This window comes from Ligilactobacillus sp. JN-6 (Y).1 (assembly GCF_058111525.1).
In genome coordinates, this window is sequence record NZ_CM176599.1 from 128,239 (window position 1) to 147,286 (window position 19,048).

The window sequence follows — 19,048 nt, forward strand, 5'->3', positions numbered from 1 at the left end:
TTATTCTCTCTTCCACCGGGTCCCTTGTGGAGTATCTTCCAAAATGATCCCCTGTTCTTTTAATTCATCCCTGATCTGATCACTTAAAGCAAAGTCCTTGTCTTTCCGAGCAGCATTGCGCTGTTTGATTTTTGCTTCGATCTCATCATCCAAAAAGCCTGCTTGTTTGACCTCAATGCCAAATACAGCTACGATCTTCTCAAAACCATCAAGTAAATATTGTAAAGTCGTTGCATTCACTTGGGCTTGAGCTGCGTAGATATTGAGTTGTTTGACCAGCTCGTAAACAACGGCGATCCCGTTTTGCGCGTTAAAATCATCATCCATGGCCGTTTCGAATTCGTCTTCATGTAATTGGAATTCTTTTTGTACTGCCAGATCCAGTTCACCTTGTTCGGCATCTTGCAAACGATAAGAAACGTTTGTAACTGCAGTTTGAATGCGGTCAAGGTTAGTTTTTGCTTCTGCCAAATTAGCCGAAGTGTAACGGATCGGACGTCTGTACTGCGTCGTAGCCATAAAGAAACGAACCACTTGCGGATCGACCTCATTTAACAGGTCATGGACAGTGATAAAGTTTCCCAACGATTTACTCATCTTTTCATCTTCTTCACCGATCGTAACAAAACCGTTATGCATCCAGTAGTTCGCAAATTTGTGACCAGTTTTCGCTTCACTTTGCGCGATCTCATTTTCATGATGAGGAAATTCAAGGTCCTGACCACCGCCGTGAATATCAATGGTATCCCCCAGAAATTTGGTAGACATTACTGAGCATTCAATGTGCCAACCGGGTCGTCCTTTACCAAAAGGCGAATCCCAAGCGATCTCACCTGTTTTGGCAGACTTCCAAACAGCAAAATCCAATGGATCTTCCTTTTTGGCTTGATCTTCTGCACTTAATCGTGCGCTGGCGCCTTGCTCCAGGTCGTTGATCGACTGCCCAGATAACAGGCCATACTTATTAAACTTGCGAGCTCGGTAATAAACATCCCCGTCAGACTCATAAGCATATCCTTTGTCGACCAGCACCTGAACGAAATCAATGATATCTTCCATATTATCCATCACGCGCGGATTGAGATCTGCTCGTTTGACATTCAAAGCGTCCGTATCAGCATAGAAAGCTTTGATAAATTTTTCAGTAACTTCCGGCACTGTCAGTCCCATCTCCTGGCTGGCTTTGATGATCTTATCATCAACATCAGTAAAATTAGAAACATACTTGACTTGGTAACCCCGATACTCTAGGTAACGGCGGACCGTATCAAAAGCTATCGCACTGCGCGCATTACCGATGTGAATATAATTATAAACAGTCGGACCACAGACATACATCCTGACCTTGCCCGGCTGCATCGGCACAAATTCCTCTTTTTTCTTAGTTAAAGTGTTATATAGCTGGATCATTTAAAAGCCTCCCTTACGAACTACTGATTTACCTCTCACTTTATATATACTGCAATAATACAATATTTTTGCTTTTTTTCTGAAATTTTATTTGCAAAACCAGGACTAATAAGCGCTTCCCTGTCAGTTTTGGTTATTACTTTGATAAAGTTTCGTTTGTGGTTACTACTTTGGGAGAGTTCTAACCGCAGTTTCGTTTGTGGTTACTATTTTAGTAAAGCTCTAACCGCAAATTCAATTACAGTTACTACTTTGGCAAACTTATAACTGCAATTCCAGTTGCAGCTACTCTTTCAATAGCCTTGTAGCCACAAACTTTCACTTGCGGGACCTACTTCGCCTATGTTGCCCCCACATTCGCACTTGCTGGTCTTACTTTAGCAAACTTGCTCTTGCATTCGCATTTGCTGGACCTACTTTAACAAACTTAGACCCGCAACCGACTAACAACTGCTCAAAGTACTCATTCATTAGCCGAACTTAACAAAAAAGCTCGGTGACAAAACAAATCTAGTTTTGTTGCCGAACTTTTCCCTTATCAGTCTTTAAAACTAAATACCCAATTCCGCAAAAGTCTTATCGATGTGTGACAACACCTTTTCGCGACCGATCAATTCGATCGAGGGAGCAAGGTCTGGTCCGTGCATTTCACGAGTTGTAGCGATCCGGATCGGCATATACAACTTCCGACCACGGATACCCTTTTCCTTTTGGATCTGCATGATCACTGATTGGATCTCGAACGCATCAAAGACTGGCAGGTCCTTGATCTTGGCCTTAAATTCCTGCAAAACTACCGGAGCTGTTTCCTGTGACAGTTCTTTCAAAGCATCCTCACTTAGAGACTCAGGGTCTTCGAAAAATACAGATGAAAGGTCGATCATTTCAGCCGCATAAGACATCTGTTGCTTATACAGGTTTGTCAACTGTCGTGCCCATTCGATCTTTTCTTTCGACGGATTTTCTGGCAAACGGCCTGCCTTGATCAATTGCTTGATCGCTAATGAAGTGATCTGATCGGCATGGCCGGCCTTAACATATTGGTTGTTTACCCATTCCAACTTCTTATTATCAAATGAAGCCGGTGATTTGCTCAAACGTTTGGGATCAAACATCTTGATAAATTGCTTCTTAGTAAAGATCTCGGATTCTCCGACCGGTGACCACCCTAACAAGGTAATGAAGTTAAACATTGCGTTTGGCAAATAGCCCAATGAACGGTACTGTTCAATAAATTGTAAGATCGTCTCATCACGCTTACTCAATTTCTTACCAGTAGCGGTGTTAATGATCAACGACATATGACCAAAAACAGGTGGTTCCCAGCCAAAAGCGTCATAAACGGCCAACTGCTTAGGAGTGTTGGCAACATGATCGTCTCCACGGAGTACATGAGTGATCGCCATCAAATGATCATCAACAACGACCGCAAAGTTGTATGTTGGCATCCCATCGCGTTTAGCAATGACAAAATCGCCACCGATCGTATCGGACTTGAAGCTAACTTTGCCCTTTACAATGTCATCCCATTCATATAAATGATCATGCGCTACACGCAAACGAATAACCGGTCTGATCCCCTTAGCCTTGGCAGCTTCTTGAGCCGACTTGATCTCGTCGTCACTCATACCTTCGTATTCATAAACATAACGCGGTGCCTCACCATTAGCACGTTGCTCATCACGCTGCGCTGCAAGTTCATCCTCCGTCATATATGATTCATAAGCAAGGTCTTTGTCTATCAGTTCTTGGATCAATGGTTGATAAATGTCACGTCTTTCAGACTGACGGTAAGGACCATATTCACCTGGCTTGTCGGGACCCTCATCCCAGTCAATACCTAACCATTCCAAGTTATCCATCTGGCTTTTCTCGCCATCTTTAACGTTTCTTTTTGTGTCAGTATCCTCGATACGCAAAACAAATGTGCCATTGTTATGCCGTGCAAATAAGTAATTGAATAACGCTGTCCGAGCGTTTCCGATATGCAGGTGTCCTGTTGGGCTTGGAGCATAGCGTACCCGAATTTTATCACTAGCCATTAAAAATTACGCCTCTTTCATTGAGATTCCTCTTTTTGACTGTCAAAACAGCCACACCATTAAATTGTACTATGCTTATTACCAAAAATAAATACTCTTTAATAAACTAATTTTAGTTTTTCTCTTTGATGCCGCGTGAGGAATGAACTGGTTTAGCGAAGATCATCCGGCCCGCGTCTGTTTGGATCGCACTTGTGACCTCAACTTCGATCTTTTTATTCATATAATAATGGCCATCTTCAACAACGATCATCGTACCGTCATCCAAGTAAGCAACACCTTGTTGCCGCTCCGTTCCGTTTTTGATGATCATGACTTTCAAATTTTCGCCAGGAATGACACGCGGTTTAAGCGACTTAGCCAAGGCGTTGACATTTAACACCTGAACGTTTTGAAATTCAGCTACCTTGTTTAAATTGTAGTCATTTGTTACCACAACAGCATCGATCATTTTAGCTAACCGCAATAGTTTACTGTCCACTTCTTGAATATCATCAAAATCCCCATCGTACATTTGAACCGGCATGATCTTTTCTTCTTGGAGTTTGTTCAAAATATCTAAGCCACGTCGTCCGCGCACACGTTTGACGCTATCTGCTGAATCAGCAATATATTGCAGCTCATACAAGACAAAGTTGGGGACTACCAAGATGCCTTCCAAAAAACCGGTCTTAGCGAGATCATAGATCCTTCCATCGATCAAGATGTTCGTATCTAACAACTTATACTTCCGAAAGTTATCACCAGCCTTACGTTCTAAGATATCGCTCGAATTTGCATCATCTTCTAAGCCCGTTTTCTTACGCCTAACAAAAATTTTACGAATATCGTTAAAACGTGAACGCCCTAAAATAAAACCAAGGTATGAAAACAAGATCAACAGTATAATGGGTAAGATCGTACTTAAGAAAAATAATTGCGAATTCGAGAATAATAAAGAGATCAAAACTGCGATCAATAACCCAATAATCGTCGAAACAACTTCAGTAACAACCAATTCCGGTTTCTCATTAGTTAAAAACTTTTCAATTTTTTGGACTAGTTTTTCGACCGGGTCGATCAAAATAATGCCTAAAACGACAAAAACTAATAATCCGATAACCATATCTATGAAAATATTGTTGAGCCAGCGATTTTGCACGCCAAACATTGTCCACACCATTGGCATGAATGAATAGCCCGCACCTATCCCTAAAAGTGCGAAAATTAGCTGGATCATTTTTTTTCGCATTCTTACCACTTCACTTTCTCTTTTTTGCTCCTTTTACAGAACATTTGCCTATTCGTAAAATATTTTACCAAAAATAATTTGGTTTTTCGCGCTTTTTCACTTAATCAAAAGCGAAATGTAATGCCTGATTTAATGTTTTAACTCCACGAACCTCAATATTGTCGGGCAAGTGGGCCTCAGATAAATTATTTTGTGGAATAATGATCCTTTTAAAACCAAGCTTTTGTGCTTCCCGAACACGGGTCTCGATATCAGACACACGTCTGATCTCCCCAGTAAGCCCTACTTCACCGATGAAACAGTCAGTAGCGACTGTTTCTTTTTCACGGTAACTTGAAGCAATACTAATAGCTAACGCCAAGTCAATAGCAGGCTCATCTAACTTAACACCGCCTGCCGCCTTGAGATACGCGTCTTGATTTTGCAACATCAGCCCGGCCCGTTTTTCCAAAACCGCCATGATCAGTGAGACCCGATTTTGGCTAAGCCCGGACGTGGTCCTTTTAGCATTACCAAAAGCTGTGGGTGTCACCAAAGCTTGGATCTCGACCATTATCGGCCGCGTCCCTTCCAGCGAAACGACTACGGCTGACCCAGTTGCACCTTGCAAACGTTCTTCCAAGAAGATCTGCGATGGATTACTGACCTCTTGTAAACCGCCCTCACGCATTTCAAATACACCGATCTCATTAGTCGAACCAAAACGGTTTTTAACAGCCCGTAAGATCCGGTATGAGTGATGAAGGTCACCTTCAAAATACAAGACAGTATCCACCATATGCTCCAAGATCTTAGGACCAGCGATCGCGCCTCCTTTAGTCACGTGGCCAACGACAAAGATCGTGATCCCTTGTCCCTTAGCCAACCGCATCAAATCAGCGGTCACTTCACGAATTTGCGATACACTGCCAACTGCGGATGACATCTCTGGTTCTTGCATAGTCTGCACGGAGTCAATAACTACATAATCTGGTTTTAAATTATCGATATTAGCACGGATCGCGCCCATATCTGTTTCCGGATACAGGTAAAAATCATCACTGGAAACCGCCAAACGGTCGGCACGCATTTTGATCTGATTAGCACTTTCTTCTCCAGACACATAAAGAACTTTCCCACCTGTTTGTGCCAGCTGTCCAGAAACCTGCAATAACAGCGTGGATTTCCCGATACCGGGATCACCGCCGATCAACACTAATGAACCTGGTACGATCCCACCACCTAAAACACGGTTCAACTCAGCGATCTGTGTCTGTACACGAGGTGTTTGTTTCAAAGAAACATCTTTTAACAACTGGGGTTTAGTGCTGGTCGCCGTCCCACCGGAAAATGAAGAGGCACCCGCCTTGGGTTCTTTTTGTTCTACCTCTTCGACTAGCGTGTTCCACTGACCACAGTTCGGGCATCTACCCAAATAGCGCGGAGAAGAATAACCGCAATTCTGGCAGACATATTTAATTTTTGTTTTTGCCAATTGGCTGCCTCTTTTCTACATAAAAAGAATAATTTTGTTTATTGTTACTTTGCTTGCTAAACGGACACCTAATAAGGGAGGGAGCAGGCCAGCGTGTTTTTATAGTCAGGTTTCGTGAAACAAAAGCTTCCGCCTATCCAACCTGCCACTATATTGCAAAGTATGCAATATCGCGGACAAGCTCCGATATGCTCACCTTCTGAGCATTTCACTCCACCTTGTTTTTATGATTCCTTGAAACAAAAGCTTCCGCCTATCCAACCTAACCACTATATTGCAAAGTACGCAATATCGCGACCAAGCTCGATATGCTCACCTTCTGAGCGTTTCACTCCAGCTTGTTTTATATGTTTTACAGTCCAGATGAACCGAAACCGCCTGATCTTTTAGCCTGCGGTTTTTCTTCGCCATCGGCTGTCAAATACGGCATAAAAATTCCCTGGCCGATCTTCTCCCCTTGCTTGATCGTCTGGTCGAAAAGTGAAAAATTCAGTAGCTGAAAGAAGATCTCTCCTTCGTTACTGTCGTTATTATAATAATCTGCGTCAATGATCCCTACACCATTTGGTAAGACCAAGCCGCGCTTTAAAGGTGCACTTGAACGATCTGCCAACAGTAAATATTCATTGTCCGCCATATAAGCTTTAATACCAGTTGGAACTAAGTATGGCTTAAGAACTTTTTGTGCCTTTGTTGATTCATCATTATTTATAACTTGGCCTTTTCTAAGAGCGGCCAAAACCTTGATAAAGTTTTTCTTCCAAATGCTTGGCAAAATAAAATCCTTTGCTGCAAAAAAATCATAACCGGCGGCATTTTGAGTTGCTCTTTGCGGTAATTTAACAACCTGTGCAGGATAAGTGCTAACTTTTTCGAATCCTCTTTTCAATTTTGACCCTCTTTTTCGTATAAATTTTCATACATTTTCATGATAACATATTTCAATATCTGAATGACCTATCAGAACCTTTTTTTAATAAACTAAACGGTATGCTATAATGTGAGTGCAAAAAAAATCAAGCTTAGCAATATTTTCCGCCGTTTGCCGGTCAAAAACTTTGTCTAAACTTAAAAAAGAGCACGAGGAGGAGACAGCTCGTTATGAAACAGGATGAATTAAAAAAATTAGTTGGTGAAAAGTCTGTTGAATGGGTCAAAGACGGCATGACCGTTGGTTTAGGGACAGGTTCGACTGTCAAGTTTATGGTTGATGCACTCGGGCGTCGTGTCAAAACGGAAGGTTTGAATATTACCGGAGTTACTACTTCCAAAGCTACCGCTAAACAAGCCGAAGAGTTGGGGATCACTATCAAATCGGTCGATGCCGTCGATCACATCGACTTGACCATCGATGGTGCAGATGAGATCAGCGATGATTTTCAAGGCATCAAAGGTGGCGGCGCAGCACTGTTGTTTGAAAAAATCGTTGCAACTAATTCGAACAAGATCATGTGGATCGTTGACGAAAGCAAAATGGTCAAAAACCTTGGTGCTTTCCCGCTGCCTGTTGAAGTCATTCCATACGGAAGCCAGAAAGTTTTCGAACGTTTCGAGAAAAAGGGATACGAGCCGACTTTCCGCAAGGATCCTGACGGTAACAGCCTACTTTTGACCGATTCAGAGAACTACATCATCGATTTGCACCTCCACGATATTTTAGATCCGGAAAAACTAGCAGACGAATTGATCAAAGAAGTAGGTGTTGTCGAACACGGGTTATTCTTAAACATGGTCAACACAGTGATCGTCGGACGTTCTGACGGACCAGAAGTTTTAGATGCTGACCGTTAAATTTAAATGTTTTTTGGAGCAGGTAGACAGCGCTAGTCCACCTGCTTTTTAGTGTGTCACAGCAAACAAACGCTAGTGCATTATATTTTGCCAAACATGATCAAGCTAATTGTATTTACTATTATTAAAAAAAGACGTAATATATGAGTAGACTGTTAAAGGAGGGTGACTTTTTAATGACCAAAGCTATCACTGCTGATCAATTAAAAAATTATCAACAAGATCTTGATACGCACGAAGGAGCACAAGTTGCTGAACGTGCTGTAACAAAAAATGGTATTTTAGCTACAAGTATCGACTACCGTTCACAAATCAATATGAACCCTGTTTTCTCGATCGACTTGGACACAGGCGATGTAGCCAACCAAAAACAATCTGGTCGTTGCTGGATGTTTGCCGCACTAAACACGATGCGCCATGATATTCGTGATAACTTCAAGGTTGCGGACGACTTCGAATTATCTCAAAGCTACACAAACTTCTGGGATAAGTTAGAAAAGGCAAATTTCTTCTATGAAAATGTCTTAAAAACTGCTGATCTTCCAACTAGTGACCGTAAAGTCAGCTGGTTAATGACAACTCCACAACAAGATGGTGGACAATGGGACATGGTCGTTGCTTTGATCCAGAAATACGGTGTAGTCCCACAAGCCGTAATGCCTGAAACAAAGAGTTCTTCTGCTTCTAACGAATTCAACAGCACATTGAACCTTAAATTGCGTAAAGATGCCGTTGAATTACGTGAATTAGTCGCAAACAATGCTAGTGAAGAAGACATTGCTAGTCGTAAGGACAAGATGCTGAACGAAGTATATCGGATGTGTGCTTATAGTTACGGTGAGCCCACACAAACATTTGACTTCGAATACCGTGACAAAGATAACAACTATCATATTGACCAAAACATTACACCAAAGCAATTCTTTGATAAATATGTTGGCTGGGACCTTGATGATTATGTATCGATCATCAACGGACCAACTGATGACAAGCCTTACAACCACATGTACACAGTTGAAATGCTGGGCAACGTTGTCGATGGTCGTCAGATCCGTCATTTGAACGTTGACATGGACACATTCCGCGATGTCGCTGTTAAACAGTTGAAATCCGGTGAAAGTGTTTGGTTTGGTTGCGATGTTGGCCAATCATCTGACCGTCAACAAGGTATCATGGATACCCAGCTTTACAGCAAAGATGAATTGTTTGATGTTGATCTTTCAATGTCCAAGGCTGAACGTTTGGATTACGGCGAAAGCTTGATGACCCACGCCATGGTATTAACAGGTGTTGATTTGGTAAATGACAAACCAACAAAATGGAAAGTTGAAAACTCATGGGGTGACAAAGTCGGTACAAAAGGTTTCTTCGTAATGAGCGATAGCTGGATGGATGAATATTGCTACCAAGTTGTTGTTAACAAGAAATTCTTACCAGAAGAGCTACAGAAAACTTTGCAAGCAGAACCAAAAGTTCTTGCACCATGGGATCCGATGGGTTCATTAGCTTAATTTAATAAAATACTTCCAAAACACCATATGCTCGCTCGTAAGTAGCACGTGGTGTTTTTGTGTGTAGCTCGAATTTAGCCTTTAAAGCTTGCCAAACGCCGCACTACTTTGTTTTTCCACAACATTGGTAGTTGTAGTTAGCACTTTGGTTGAATTTTAACTGCTTTTTCAGTTTCGGCTATTACTTTGGGTATGTTTTAACTGTACCTCCGATTGTGGCTATTACCTCTGCTATGTTTTAACCGCTTTTCAATTTCACCGGAGCTACATTGCCTGACTTGCTCCCGCATTCTCTTTTGCTGGACCTACACTCGCATTTTCCAAATTGAACGACATATTATTAAAACAATACAAAAAAGCTCCTCAGCTCTTAATGGCCAAGAAGCGACACTACCCAAAAATTATTCAGTGATAATTTGTTTATCCTTTAAATTTAATTTGTCATCGAAAGTATACATGATCGGCTCTCCGTTGGCTACTTCGACGCCATCGATGTCCTTGTCGCTGATCTGCTCAATAAACTTGATCATTGCACGAACTGTACTGCCATGAGCCACAACTAATTGGTTTTTGTGATCCAATAATTTGGGGACGATCGAATCCACCCAATATGGGACGATCCGTGCTGTCGCCATTTCTAAACTTTCAGCTAAAGGCAAAGAGCTTTCTGGTAAATCGGCATACCGCCGGTCGCGGTCAGGAAATTCTAATTTAGGCGGAACTGCATAGTAAGAACGCCGCCACAAAGCCACCTGCTCAACACCAAAAATTTTACGAGTGTCATCCTTGTTCCATCCTCGCAGTGAACCATAATGTCGCTCATTCAAACGCCAAGTTTTATGGATCGGAACATATGACTGGTGTAATTCGTCTAAAACAATATTAGCCGACTTAATTGCTCGAACCAAAACTGAAGTGTGTATGTCGGAAAAATCCAATCGCTGTTTAAGCAATAATTTTCCTGATTCATGGGCCTGTTTGACCCCATATTCAGTCAGCGGAGAATCTGACCAGCCGGTATATTCGTTAACTTTGTTTGCCACGCTTTGACCATGTCGTAAAAGCACTAATTTTGACATTAGAGTTCACCCTCTCTACTCTCTTCGCCATTCATCATAGCAAATTTCAGCTACAAAAAACAGCCCCCCAGCAATTAACGACTCTTTTCTAGTCAATAACTTAGCTCAAGAAAAAGTAAATCTTGCCGCAGTAGTAAGCAAACTCAACTAAAATTTATTCATATCAAAAAAGAGCACCTCTAAGAGGATACTCTTTTCTCATATTTATTATTATGGATGGATATAAGCCATTGCGGCACCGGCTGAAAGTGTTTGAGTGTTTGGACCCATAGGGTTAGAAAAACCTGTTCCACCTTGTGTGATAGTTACAGAGCCACCATTTACACTTTGTACAAGTGCAACGTGTCCGTAGCCCGGTGCAGCAGTCCAACCACCGACGTTTGCCCCACCTGCATAAACAGCAACTGAACCTGCTGACGGTGTATGATCAACGCGGAATCCTGCAGCAGCTGCCGAAGCGGCCCATTGCTGACCATTACCCCAGTGTCCGCCGACCCACGGAGCAGCCATCTTAACGTAGTATGTGCATTGACCTGCAGGATAGCCGTTTGGTCCGCCACCCTTGCCGTGCTTGCTGCTGCTACTTAAATTGACTTGTTCGACTTTAGCTTTTGGTGTGTTGTTATCACTATTACTGCTATGTTTACTAATGCTATTACTACTATTGTTACTATTAGTTTTATTATTCATTTGAACAGTGATATTATCATTTGTGTTGCCGTTTTGACTAACGGCGTCATTTTGCTTATCACGATTCTTTTGAGCAGCATCTGCATTAGCGGCGTTATGTGCTTTATCAGCTTCACGGCCAGCCGTTTCTAGATCCTTAGCCGCCTTAACTTTTTTAGCTGCCTTTGCTGCTGCTTTAGCATTAGCCTGAGCAGTTGCATCTTCTTTGTTCTTCTTAGCAGTTAATTCCGCTTGCTTGGCGTCAAGGTTTGCTTTCATTTTCAAAAGATTCATATTCTCAGTTTTTTGACTCTTAACTGACTTAGTCAAAGCTGCTTGCTCTGTCTCAACTTGAGCCTTATCATTTTTTTGTTGTTCCATTGTTTGATTATTAGCATGAACAACACGAGCTACAGCAACTCCGCGGCCAATAGCATCCGAAAAGCTATCAGAATCAGTGACAAACTTCAACATTGAACCTGAATTGTTCAACTGCGCTGACTGAGCCTGTTTTTTCAACTGCTCGTCGCGCTTGCCGATCTGGATCTTCAAGTCAGAAATTTTTTGAGACTTTTTCATCTGAAGTGCCGTTGCTGCATCGATCTTCTTTTGTGAAGCAGAGATCTTTGCCTTCGTAGTAGTGATCTCAGTATTCACATTAGCTAGATCAGATTTAGTATTAGCTGAAACGCTTGGTGCAAGCACGCTTAAAGTTGTAACTGTTGCTAAAGCAACGGCACATTGACTAAAAAAATTTTTCTTCATGAATATGTTCTCCTATGTAAAAATGTAATTTAATAATTAATTTTTATTCGTTTGATCTCACGATTTCTATATTATCATTATTACAATAGGATAACCATTACATTATATTTACAAAAACTGATATTATGCGCGCAAAACGTCCCCTTATATTACAAAAATATTTCATCAAATAAAAACAACAAAATTTGCTCAAAAATAAACACAACAAATGGCAAGTTTTATGCTAACGATTTTCTTTCTGTCTTTTTCACTATTTATGATTTTTTGTTGTAATAATTCCATCCATTTCACTACTTCAGTAATACACAAAAAAGCCCTTGACCACCCAATCACAGACGATTGATGTCCAAAGGCTATTAACTACAAATTCTGTGTGCAAACCATTAAGATCGGTACCACTATCAATGACAGAAAAGTCGTTTCGGTGACCATCGCTGAAGCGTAATCTGCGTCAGCACCATATAGACGTGCCACAACCGGGGCATTAGTCATTACCGGCATAGCAGACTGTAAAATGAAGACTTGCTTCATCAAAACTGGGAAGTTTGTCGGTGCGACCAAAAGCGCCATCAAAACCGGTGCTAATATAAATCGACCTACTAAGATCAAAAGATTATCCTTCTTCAAAGATAACTGCTTTAAACCAGCATTATAAACACAGATACCGATAAAGATCATGGACAATGGTGTTGTTAAATTTCCAAGGTAACTTAGATCTTTTTCAACGAATAGCGGTAATTTGATCTTCAATAATACCAGCAAAATCCCAACTATAAAGCCTAGCAATGGCGGTGAAAACACCTTTTTAACCGTAGTTTTAAAATCGAAGGTCGCACCACTTGAGCCGTCCCTTTGGATGAAATATGTGCCGATCGTCCAAAAAATCGTAGTATTGGCCATATAATATATCAAAACGAAGGGAATACTCTTATCGCCAAACAGTGCTTGGTTGATCGGTAGCCCTACAAAAACCGTGTTTGAATTAAAAAACATTGACGAAAATAATCCACGGTGAAACGGTGCGATCTTAAAGAAACGTGCAAAGCAAAGCGCGATGACCATCAAGATCAACATTGATAAGACTGGAAACACCAAGTCAGGAACGATCCCTACCAGTTGATGTGCAGTGAATTGGCTGGTAATAGTATCTACCATATAACATGGCAAACCGATCTGTGTAACTAGCTTAGCGATCAATTTGTCGATCGACCCTGGGAACCAGCCTCTAGCAGCTAGGACATAACCTACGATGATCAAAACCAAAATAATAATGACACCAGAAGTACTTTGTAAAAAAACATCCACTATAAATTCTTCTCTCTAGCTTTACATTACATAATTTATCTTACCAACGAGTATACACGTTTTTTATTTTCATGAAAAGCGAAGTAAGAAGTAGTAATATTTTCTATATTTTTCATTTGCCAGACAACTAAACTTTACTTTCTAATAGACAAATGTTTAATTTTCATAAAAAGCTTAACATCTTATTCCCAAAAAAAATGTTGAAGTGTATAATTCACTTATGTTTGAGAACACGCAAAGGAGTCGTACATGGCTAATAAAAATAACAATGAAGAGGAGCATTATGAAGCTCCCCTACGCCGCAAATATAATAATGGCAACTCACACCAGTTCAAAAAAAAGCACAGATGGCGTAAAAGGATCTGTGCTGTCCTTTTAGTCGTCGGATTGGCTGTAATATATGGTGGGACCGCATATGGCTATCATATGTTGCATTCAGCAAAAAACACTCTCAATGACACTTATACCGAATCAAACGTCAAGAAAATGCGTAACGTTTCCAGTGTTATCAAAAATAAAGAACCTTTCTCAATGTTGATACTGGGAACTGACACAGGTGATCTAGGGCGCTCAGATAAAGGACGAACAGATACGATCATTGTTGCGACAGTTAATCCGGAAAAGGAACATGTTACTTTGACCAGTATCCCACGTGATACTGAAGTCAAGATCGCTGGTTCGGACAATTCTTATGATAAGATCAATACTGCTTACACTATCGGCGGTGTTTCGACCGCAATCAAAACTGTCCAAAACACTCTACATGTCCCGATCGACTACTACTTGCTGGTAAATATGGGAGGCTTACGTAAGATAGTTGATGCTTTAGGCGGTGTGACCGTTAACCCAACTTTGACTTTCAAATATAGTGATGCTGATGTTACTAAAGGTAAAAAAGTCAAACTGAATGGTAAACAAGCACTTGCATACTCCCGGATGCGTTATGACGACCCAGAGGGTGATTATGGCCGCCAGAAACGGCAAAAACAAGTTATTACTGCGATCATAGATCAAGCCATTAGTGTTTCATCCATCACACGTTTCCAAGATCTACTGAAATCGATCCAGACAAATATGAAGACTGATCTCAGTTATGAGGATATGATGACGATCGAAAGTAATTATAAGAGTGCTGGGAAGAAAGTTGATTCTTACACCTTACGTGGTGATAATGCAATGCTTGGCGGAGCATCTTATCAAATCGCTTCTTCTTCAGAAAAGAAGAAGGCTTCCAATAAGATCCGCAAACAACTTGATCTGCAACCAAGTTCAGAAAAATTCAGTAACCCTGTTGAAAGTGATGGTACAACGTCAGATCCCTCGGCTGGTTCAAGACAAAGCAGCCAGGGACGATCATATGGTGGTGGACAAAACTACTCCGGTCAACAATCAAACTACGGCGGCGGATACCAAAATAACGGCGGCACTGAAAATTACGGTTATTAAAAGAATAAATGAAAATATCCTGACATTGCTAACCACAGTGTCAGGATATATTTTTGCTATTTTTTATTTAGCTCGCAACCGGAAAAATCCAACAATAAACTGCCGTATGCTAATCCTGCGCCAAAGCCACTCAACAGAGTCAGTCCCAAATTATCCCTGGTGCTCAATTCTTCAGCTAAAACAGACGGGATCCCGACTGAAGAAGTATTACCATGATCCGCCACATTAACAGCAAAACGATCCATTGGCAAACCCAGATAAGCTGCGACCTTTTCGATCAAACGTAAATTAGCTTGATGCAATACGACCAAATCAAGTTTCCTTGCTGGTAAGTTTTGTTCTCTTAAAAAATCAGCGATGTGTTTAGTCACCGTTTCAGTTACAAAATCAAACACAGCGTGTCCGTCCTGATAAAAAGCATCCACTTTAGGGTAATTATCCGCAGAGATCTCGTTTAGTGGCGCGATCCTGCCGCTATGGATGACCTGAGCATTTCCACTAGTACATAACTTCTCCGCAACAAACATCTCCTCTAGCGGCTGGGTGGTCGCACTTAATATCATCCCTGCTGCTCCATCGGCAAAAAAGACCGCCGAAGTACGATCCTTAAAATCTTGCATCTTTGAATTATTTTCTGCACTGATCACCATCACGTGATTATAGGCACCGCTTCGAATAAATTTTTCAGCGGTACTTAGTGAAAATATAAAACCTGCACAAGCTGCCGAAATGTCGTAAGCAAATGCATTTTTCGCACCGAGTTCAGCCTGGACCAAGGCCGCTGTTGATGGTGTCAAAGAATCGGGTGTGATCGTAGAAACGATGATCATATCTATTTGGTCAGCACTAAGGTTGGCGCGCGTTAGCAACCGGGAACCGACTTTGCTCGCCATTTCAGAAGTATTTTCATTGAGTGCAATGTGACGTTTCTCGATACCCGTATGAGCTTTTATCCACTCATCTGAAGTATCCATAAAAGTACTCAATTCATTGTTATCCACAACTCGCGGCGGAAAGTACTCTGCCCAAGCCCTGGCTGTTACATATGTCATAATTTGCACCTCAAATTCATTTGTCAATTATCCCTAGCATAATGATTTCTTCATAGTTCATAACTAAAAATATAAAACTTCGTCAGTAGTAAATAAGACACCTTCCCTTAACCGAAAAAACCGCAGGAAACTTTTCAGTTTCCCACGGCCTAACTATGCGGGTAAATGGATTCGAACCATCACGAGCGCAATGCTCACCAGATCCTTAGTCTGACGCGTCTGCCAATTCCGCCATACCCGCGACAACAGATATAATTATAGCAAAGCTTGATTGATACTGCAATAGTTTTTTGTAGCTACTCTTTTACACAGCCAAGCAGCCTTTAACATTCACGCACATTTATTTCGGAGACGAAGTTTGTTTCACTAACTGTAAATGCCCCTGACAGCGTGAACAAACAAAACGTTGGGTATTGATACGTCGTACTCGTGAGTATGTCTGACCACAAGAAACACACTGGTACAAGTACTTTCGTTCCTTGCGCTTAAATGGTTTTGAACGTGGCGCATACCGAGATCCACCTACTGTTTGGAGCAAACGTTTGAAGTCCGGATCGCGATGATTATAACCAGCGTGGACCAAATGCAGATGGTAGTGGCATAACTCGTGTTTGATAACTCCGACCAAAGTCTGGTAGTCGTGTTCTGTGAACATTTTAGGGTTGATCTCAATATTATGTGTCTGCAACTGATATCTACCCCCGGTCGTTCTTAAACGTTTGTTAAAAAAAGCCCTATGCCGAAACGGTTGCTTAAACAACGTTTCCGAGATTTCTTCCACTAAATTTTGCAAATCATCATCTGTCATTTTTTCATCTCCTTTTTGAAAAAGCAGCTCACTTTCAAAGGCATTTTTAATTCAAACCTAAAAATATTAGCGATAAAATGCTAAAATTTAAAGTAAGGTTTTTTAGAAAGGAGCTTTCCTTTGACTCCACAAGTTATATTAGAAAAATACTACGGCTATACTGAATTTCGACCTGGCCAAAAACAAATCATCGACCAGGTCTTAAACAAACAAAATACACTAGCGATCATGCCGACTGGCGGTGGAAAGTCGCTGTGTTACCAAGTTCCAGCACTGTTATTAGATGGCTTGACCTTGGTGGTCTCGCCTTTGATCTCATTGATGAAAGACCAAGTCGATTCCTTGCAAGATAGCGGGATACAGGCCGGTTTTATCAATAGTGCCCAAAATTGGAACGAAACTCAGCAGATCTTGGCAGCGGCTTCTAATGGCCAGCTAAAACTCTTATACGTAGCGCCAGAACGACTAGAGCAACCTGGCTTCATGAAACGACTTTCGCACTTAAACGTAGCCTTGGCAGCCATCGACGAAGCTCATTGTATCTCTCAGTGGGGCCACGATTTTCGAAAAAGCTACTTATCGTTAAGCTCTATCTTACCTCAGATCGAATCGCAGCCCACGATCATCGCTTTAACTGCCACAGCAACGACCCAAGTTGCACAAGATATTATGACGCGGCTAAATATCCCTGCCGAAAATGAGGTCAAAACCGGATTTGCTCGGCCAAACTTAGCCTTTAAAGTAGTTAAAGGACAAAACAAAAATAACTTCATTTTAAAATACGCCAAGGCTAACAAAAGTTCAGCGGGGATCATCTATGCTGCGACTCGCAAAAAGGCTGAACAGATCAGTGCCATGCTGCAAAAAGCTGGGATCAAAGCCGCAGTCTATCACGCAGGTCTCCCAGAAGAAATCAAACAAAAAAATCAAGAGGACTTTTTGTTTGACCGCTTATCTGTCATAGTCGCAACTAACGCGTTTGGCATGGGGATCGATAAAAGCAACGTTCATTACATCATACACGCGCAAGCCCCCGGCAGTCTGGAAGCTTATTATCAAGAAGCCGGGCGGGCGGGACGTGACGGTTCCGACGCGGAAGCGATCTTGCTTTATGCTGCACAAGATATGCAGATCCAGCGGTTGTTTGCTGAAAATTCGGACGCGGATGAGAAACATAAGGAAGTCATCTACCATAATATCCAGAGCATGGTGAATTACGTCAATACCCAAACTTGTCTCCAAAAATTTATCGTCAACTATTTTGGACAAGACATGAAAGCGTGCGGGACTTGTTCTAACTGTACTGATGAACGACAAGAAACAGATATTACGACTACGACCCAAAAGATCTTGTCTTGTGTGATGCGTATGCACCAGGGCTATGGACGTAAACTAGTAGCACAAGTTTTGGCCGGCTCTAAAGCCAAACGAATACGTGAACTCCATTTAGAAAGCTTGTCGACATATGGCATTATGAAAGATACTAAGGCCAGCGAGATCGAAGATTTGATCGATTATCTGACTGCCAGTGGTTACTTGACACTGCCCGACCCCCAGTATCCTACTCTACATCTCACGCAATTAGGAGCACAGATCTTGCGGGGACAAGGAACAGTTACTCGTAAGGTAGCTATTATCCATCGGAACAGTGCGAACCCTGAAGACTCTGCATTATTTGAACAACTACGTGCTTTACGCTATGGTCTGGCGGAAAAACAAAGGGTACCTCCTTATGTCATCTTTTCTGATCAAACTTTGCACGAAATGTGCAGTCAGTTACCGGCAGACTTTGACAGCATGCTAGCCATCAAAGGTGTGGGCCAACAAAAGATAGCGAAATATGGTGAACAATTCCTAGCGGTGATCGCTAGGAATCGTGACAGCCAAATGGTCGACCCAGCCTGAATAAAAAAAACATTTTCTCAAAACGAGAAGATGCTTTTTTGTATATTTTTAGTTTAGCCGACCTTTTGCATGATCCGCCCAATATGGGCGTTGACGTGGTCCATTGCATCAGATTGACCTTGCTCAGCTTCTTTGAAAGCTGCACCATCGATCATTTGTGACGCATAATCAATACTTGCATGCATTTTCTCACAGCCGGCAACAAAATCACGGTATGCTCTAACTAGCTGCTTATGCGGTCCAATGATCGTCACTGGCACGCCAACTTTTTCCAGTTTGCTCATATTTTGTTTATAAACTTCGATCCCCTGAGTGAAACTTTCCTGGATCTGTGCATATTGGTCAGCACTTAATCCTTGCTGGTCAGTCACGACACCGTTTGCTAGATCAAAATACGGATCTAGATCACCGCCCATATCCTCAGTCGATTGCAAAATATCAGTGATCGTTTGTAAATAATGACCAAGATCAGCTTTTTTCTTCAAAGTTCTTCCTCCTCTAATTCCATTTTCGTTTAGTATACCATGTTATTTAATGACACCAAAAAGGGAAGGAGTGCT

At 41.6% G+C, this 19,048-nt stretch carries 15 protein-coding genes and 1 tRNA gene; 4 read left to right on the forward strand and 12 right to left on the reverse strand.

Features of this window, described 5'->3' with window-relative positions; all coding sequences use genetic code 11:
* The 5 genes from cysS to AC3XNE_RS00650 form a co-directional block, all read right to left on the reverse strand.
* A complete protein-coding gene (gene cysS, locus AC3XNE_RS00630) occupies positions 1-1,410 on the reverse strand; it encodes a cysteine--tRNA ligase (RefSeq protein WP_489832325.1) in 1,410 nt (469 codons plus the stop codon).
* Positions 1,411-1,961: 551 nt separating this feature from the next.
* The gene (gene gltX, locus AC3XNE_RS00635; protein WP_489832326.1) at positions 1,962-3,452 is read right to left on the reverse strand and encodes a glutamate--tRNA ligase; all 1,491 of its coding nucleotides are present in this window, start codon (positions 3,450-3,452) and stop codon (positions 1,962-1,964) included.
* A 112-nt stretch (positions 3,453-3,564) separates the two neighbouring features.
* On the reverse strand, positions 3,565-4,683 hold the full coding sequence (locus AC3XNE_RS00640; protein ID WP_489832328.1) for a PIN/TRAM domain-containing protein: 1,119 nt from the start codon (positions 4,681-4,683) through the stop codon (positions 3,565-3,567).
* A gap of 100 nt (positions 4,684-4,783) precedes the next feature.
* Positions 4,784-6,157 (reverse strand): DNA repair protein RadA, encoded by a 1,374-nt coding sequence (gene radA / locus AC3XNE_RS00645; RefSeq protein ID WP_489832329.1) that lies wholly within the window; start codon positions 6,155-6,157, stop codon positions 4,784-4,786.
* A gap of 352 nt (positions 6,158-6,509) precedes the next feature.
* The gene (locus AC3XNE_RS00650) at positions 6,510-7,046 is read right to left on the reverse strand and encodes a dCTP deaminase/dUTPase family protein (RefSeq protein WP_489832330.1); all 537 of its coding nucleotides are present in this window, start codon (positions 7,044-7,046) and stop codon (positions 6,510-6,512) included.
* 212 nt (positions 7,047-7,258) lie between these two features.
* Here AC3XNE_RS00650 and rpiA point away from each other — a divergent pair, with 212 nt between their 5' ends.
* Together rpiA and AC3XNE_RS00660 are read left to right on the forward strand one after the other, a co-directional pair.
* A complete protein-coding gene (gene rpiA, locus AC3XNE_RS00655; RefSeq protein WP_489832331.1) occupies positions 7,259-7,948 on the forward strand; it encodes a ribose-5-phosphate isomerase RpiA in 690 nt (229 codons plus the stop codon).
* Positions 7,949-8,124: 176 nt separating this feature from the next.
* On the forward strand, positions 8,125-9,459 hold the full coding sequence (locus AC3XNE_RS00660) for a C1 family peptidase (RefSeq protein ID WP_489832332.1): 1,335 nt from the start codon (positions 8,125-8,127) through the stop codon (positions 9,457-9,459).
* Positions 9,460-9,860: 401 nt separating this feature from the next.
* Here the strand turns inward: AC3XNE_RS00660 and AC3XNE_RS00665 are convergent, their stop codons facing one another.
* The 3 genes from AC3XNE_RS00665 to AC3XNE_RS00675 form a co-directional block, all read right to left on the reverse strand.
* Positions 9,861-10,538 carry a 2,3-bisphosphoglycerate-dependent phosphoglycerate mutase gene (locus AC3XNE_RS00665; RefSeq protein ID WP_489832333.1) on the reverse strand — a complete coding sequence of 226 codons (678 nt, stop codon included), beginning with the start codon at positions 10,536-10,538 and terminating at the stop codon, positions 9,861-9,863.
* 210 nt (positions 10,539-10,748) lie between these two features.
* Positions 10,749-11,972 (reverse strand): CHAP domain-containing protein, encoded by a 1,224-nt coding sequence (locus AC3XNE_RS00670; protein WP_489832334.1) that lies wholly within the window; start codon positions 11,970-11,972, stop codon positions 10,749-10,751.
* Between the two features lie 360 nt (positions 11,973-12,332).
* Positions 12,333-13,277 carry an AEC family transporter gene (locus AC3XNE_RS00675; RefSeq protein ID WP_489832335.1) on the reverse strand — a complete coding sequence of 315 codons (945 nt, stop codon included), beginning with the start codon at positions 13,275-13,277 and terminating at the stop codon, positions 12,333-12,335.
* A 249-nt stretch (positions 13,278-13,526) separates the two neighbouring features.
* On the opposite strand from AC3XNE_RS00675, the gene AC3XNE_RS00680 reads away from it, so the two are divergent.
* The gene (locus tag AC3XNE_RS00680; RefSeq protein WP_489832336.1) at positions 13,527-14,723 is read left to right on the forward strand and encodes an LCP family glycopolymer transferase; all 1,197 of its coding nucleotides are present in this window, start codon (positions 13,527-13,529) and stop codon (positions 14,721-14,723) included.
* Between the two features lie 56 nt (positions 14,724-14,779).
* Here AC3XNE_RS00680 and AC3XNE_RS00685 read toward each other — a convergent pair whose 3' ends face one another.
* From AC3XNE_RS00685 to AC3XNE_RS00695, 3 genes are all read right to left on the reverse strand, one after another.
* Positions 14,780-15,775: a beta-ketoacyl-ACP synthase III gene (locus tag AC3XNE_RS00685; protein WP_489832337.1), complete on the reverse strand. Its 996-nt coding sequence runs from the start codon at positions 15,773-15,775 to the stop codon at positions 14,780-14,782.
* Between the two features lie 156 nt (positions 15,776-15,931).
* A tRNA-Leu gene (locus tag AC3XNE_RS00690) sits at positions 15,932-16,016 on the reverse strand.
* Between the two features lie 99 nt (positions 16,017-16,115).
* A complete protein-coding gene (locus tag AC3XNE_RS00695; RefSeq protein WP_489832338.1) occupies positions 16,116-16,583 on the reverse strand; it encodes a SprT family protein in 468 nt (155 codons plus the stop codon).
* Positions 16,584-16,703: 120 nt separating this feature from the next.
* Here AC3XNE_RS00695 and recQ point away from each other — a divergent pair, with 120 nt between their 5' ends.
* A complete protein-coding gene (gene recQ, locus AC3XNE_RS00700) occupies positions 16,704-18,488 on the forward strand; it encodes a DNA helicase RecQ (RefSeq protein ID WP_489832339.1) in 1,785 nt (594 codons plus the stop codon).
* A gap of 53 nt (positions 18,489-18,541) precedes the next feature.
* Here the strand turns inward: recQ and AC3XNE_RS00705 are convergent, their stop codons facing one another.
* Positions 18,542-18,973 carry a hypothetical protein gene (locus AC3XNE_RS00705; protein WP_489832340.1) on the reverse strand — a complete coding sequence of 144 codons (432 nt, stop codon included), beginning with the start codon at positions 18,971-18,973 and terminating at the stop codon, positions 18,542-18,544.
* Positions 18,974-19,048: the final 75 nt, after the last annotated feature.

Excerpts from the sequence above, each read along its gene's own strand:
- cysS (WP_489832325.1), bottom strand. The coding sequence starts at position 1,410 with ATGATCCAGCTATATAACACTTTAACTAAGAAAAAAGAGGAATTTGTG.
- gltX (WP_489832326.1), bottom strand. The coding sequence starts at position 3,452 with ATGGCTAGTGATAAAATTCGGGTACGCTATGCTCCAAGCCCAACAGGA.
- AC3XNE_RS00640 (WP_489832328.1), bottom strand. The coding sequence starts at position 4,683 with ATGCGAAAAAAAATGATCCAGCTAATTTTCGCACTTTTAGGGATAGGT.
- rpiA (WP_489832331.1), top strand. The coding sequence starts at position 7,259 with ATGAAACAGGATGAATTAAAAAAATTAGTTGGTGAAAAGTCTGTTGAA.
- AC3XNE_RS00660 (WP_489832332.1), top strand. The coding sequence starts at position 8,125 with ATGACCAAAGCTATCACTGCTGATCAATTAAAAAATTATCAACAAGAT.
- AC3XNE_RS00665 (WP_489832333.1), bottom strand. The coding sequence starts at position 10,538 with ATGTCAAAATTAGTGCTTTTACGACATGGTCAAAGCGTGGCAAACAAA.
- AC3XNE_RS00670 (WP_489832334.1), bottom strand. The coding sequence starts at position 11,972 with ATGAAGAAAAATTTTTTTAGTCAATGTGCCGTTGCTTTAGCAACAGTT.
- AC3XNE_RS00680 (WP_489832336.1), top strand. The coding sequence starts at position 13,527 with ATGGCTAATAAAAATAACAATGAAGAGGAGCATTATGAAGCTCCCCTA.
- AC3XNE_RS00685 (WP_489832337.1), bottom strand. The coding sequence starts at position 15,775 with ATGACATATGTAACAGCCAGGGCTTGGGCAGAGTACTTTCCGCCGCGA.
- AC3XNE_RS00695 (WP_489832338.1), bottom strand. The coding sequence starts at position 16,583 with ATGACAGATGATGATTTGCAAAATTTAGTGGAAGAAATCTCGGAAACG.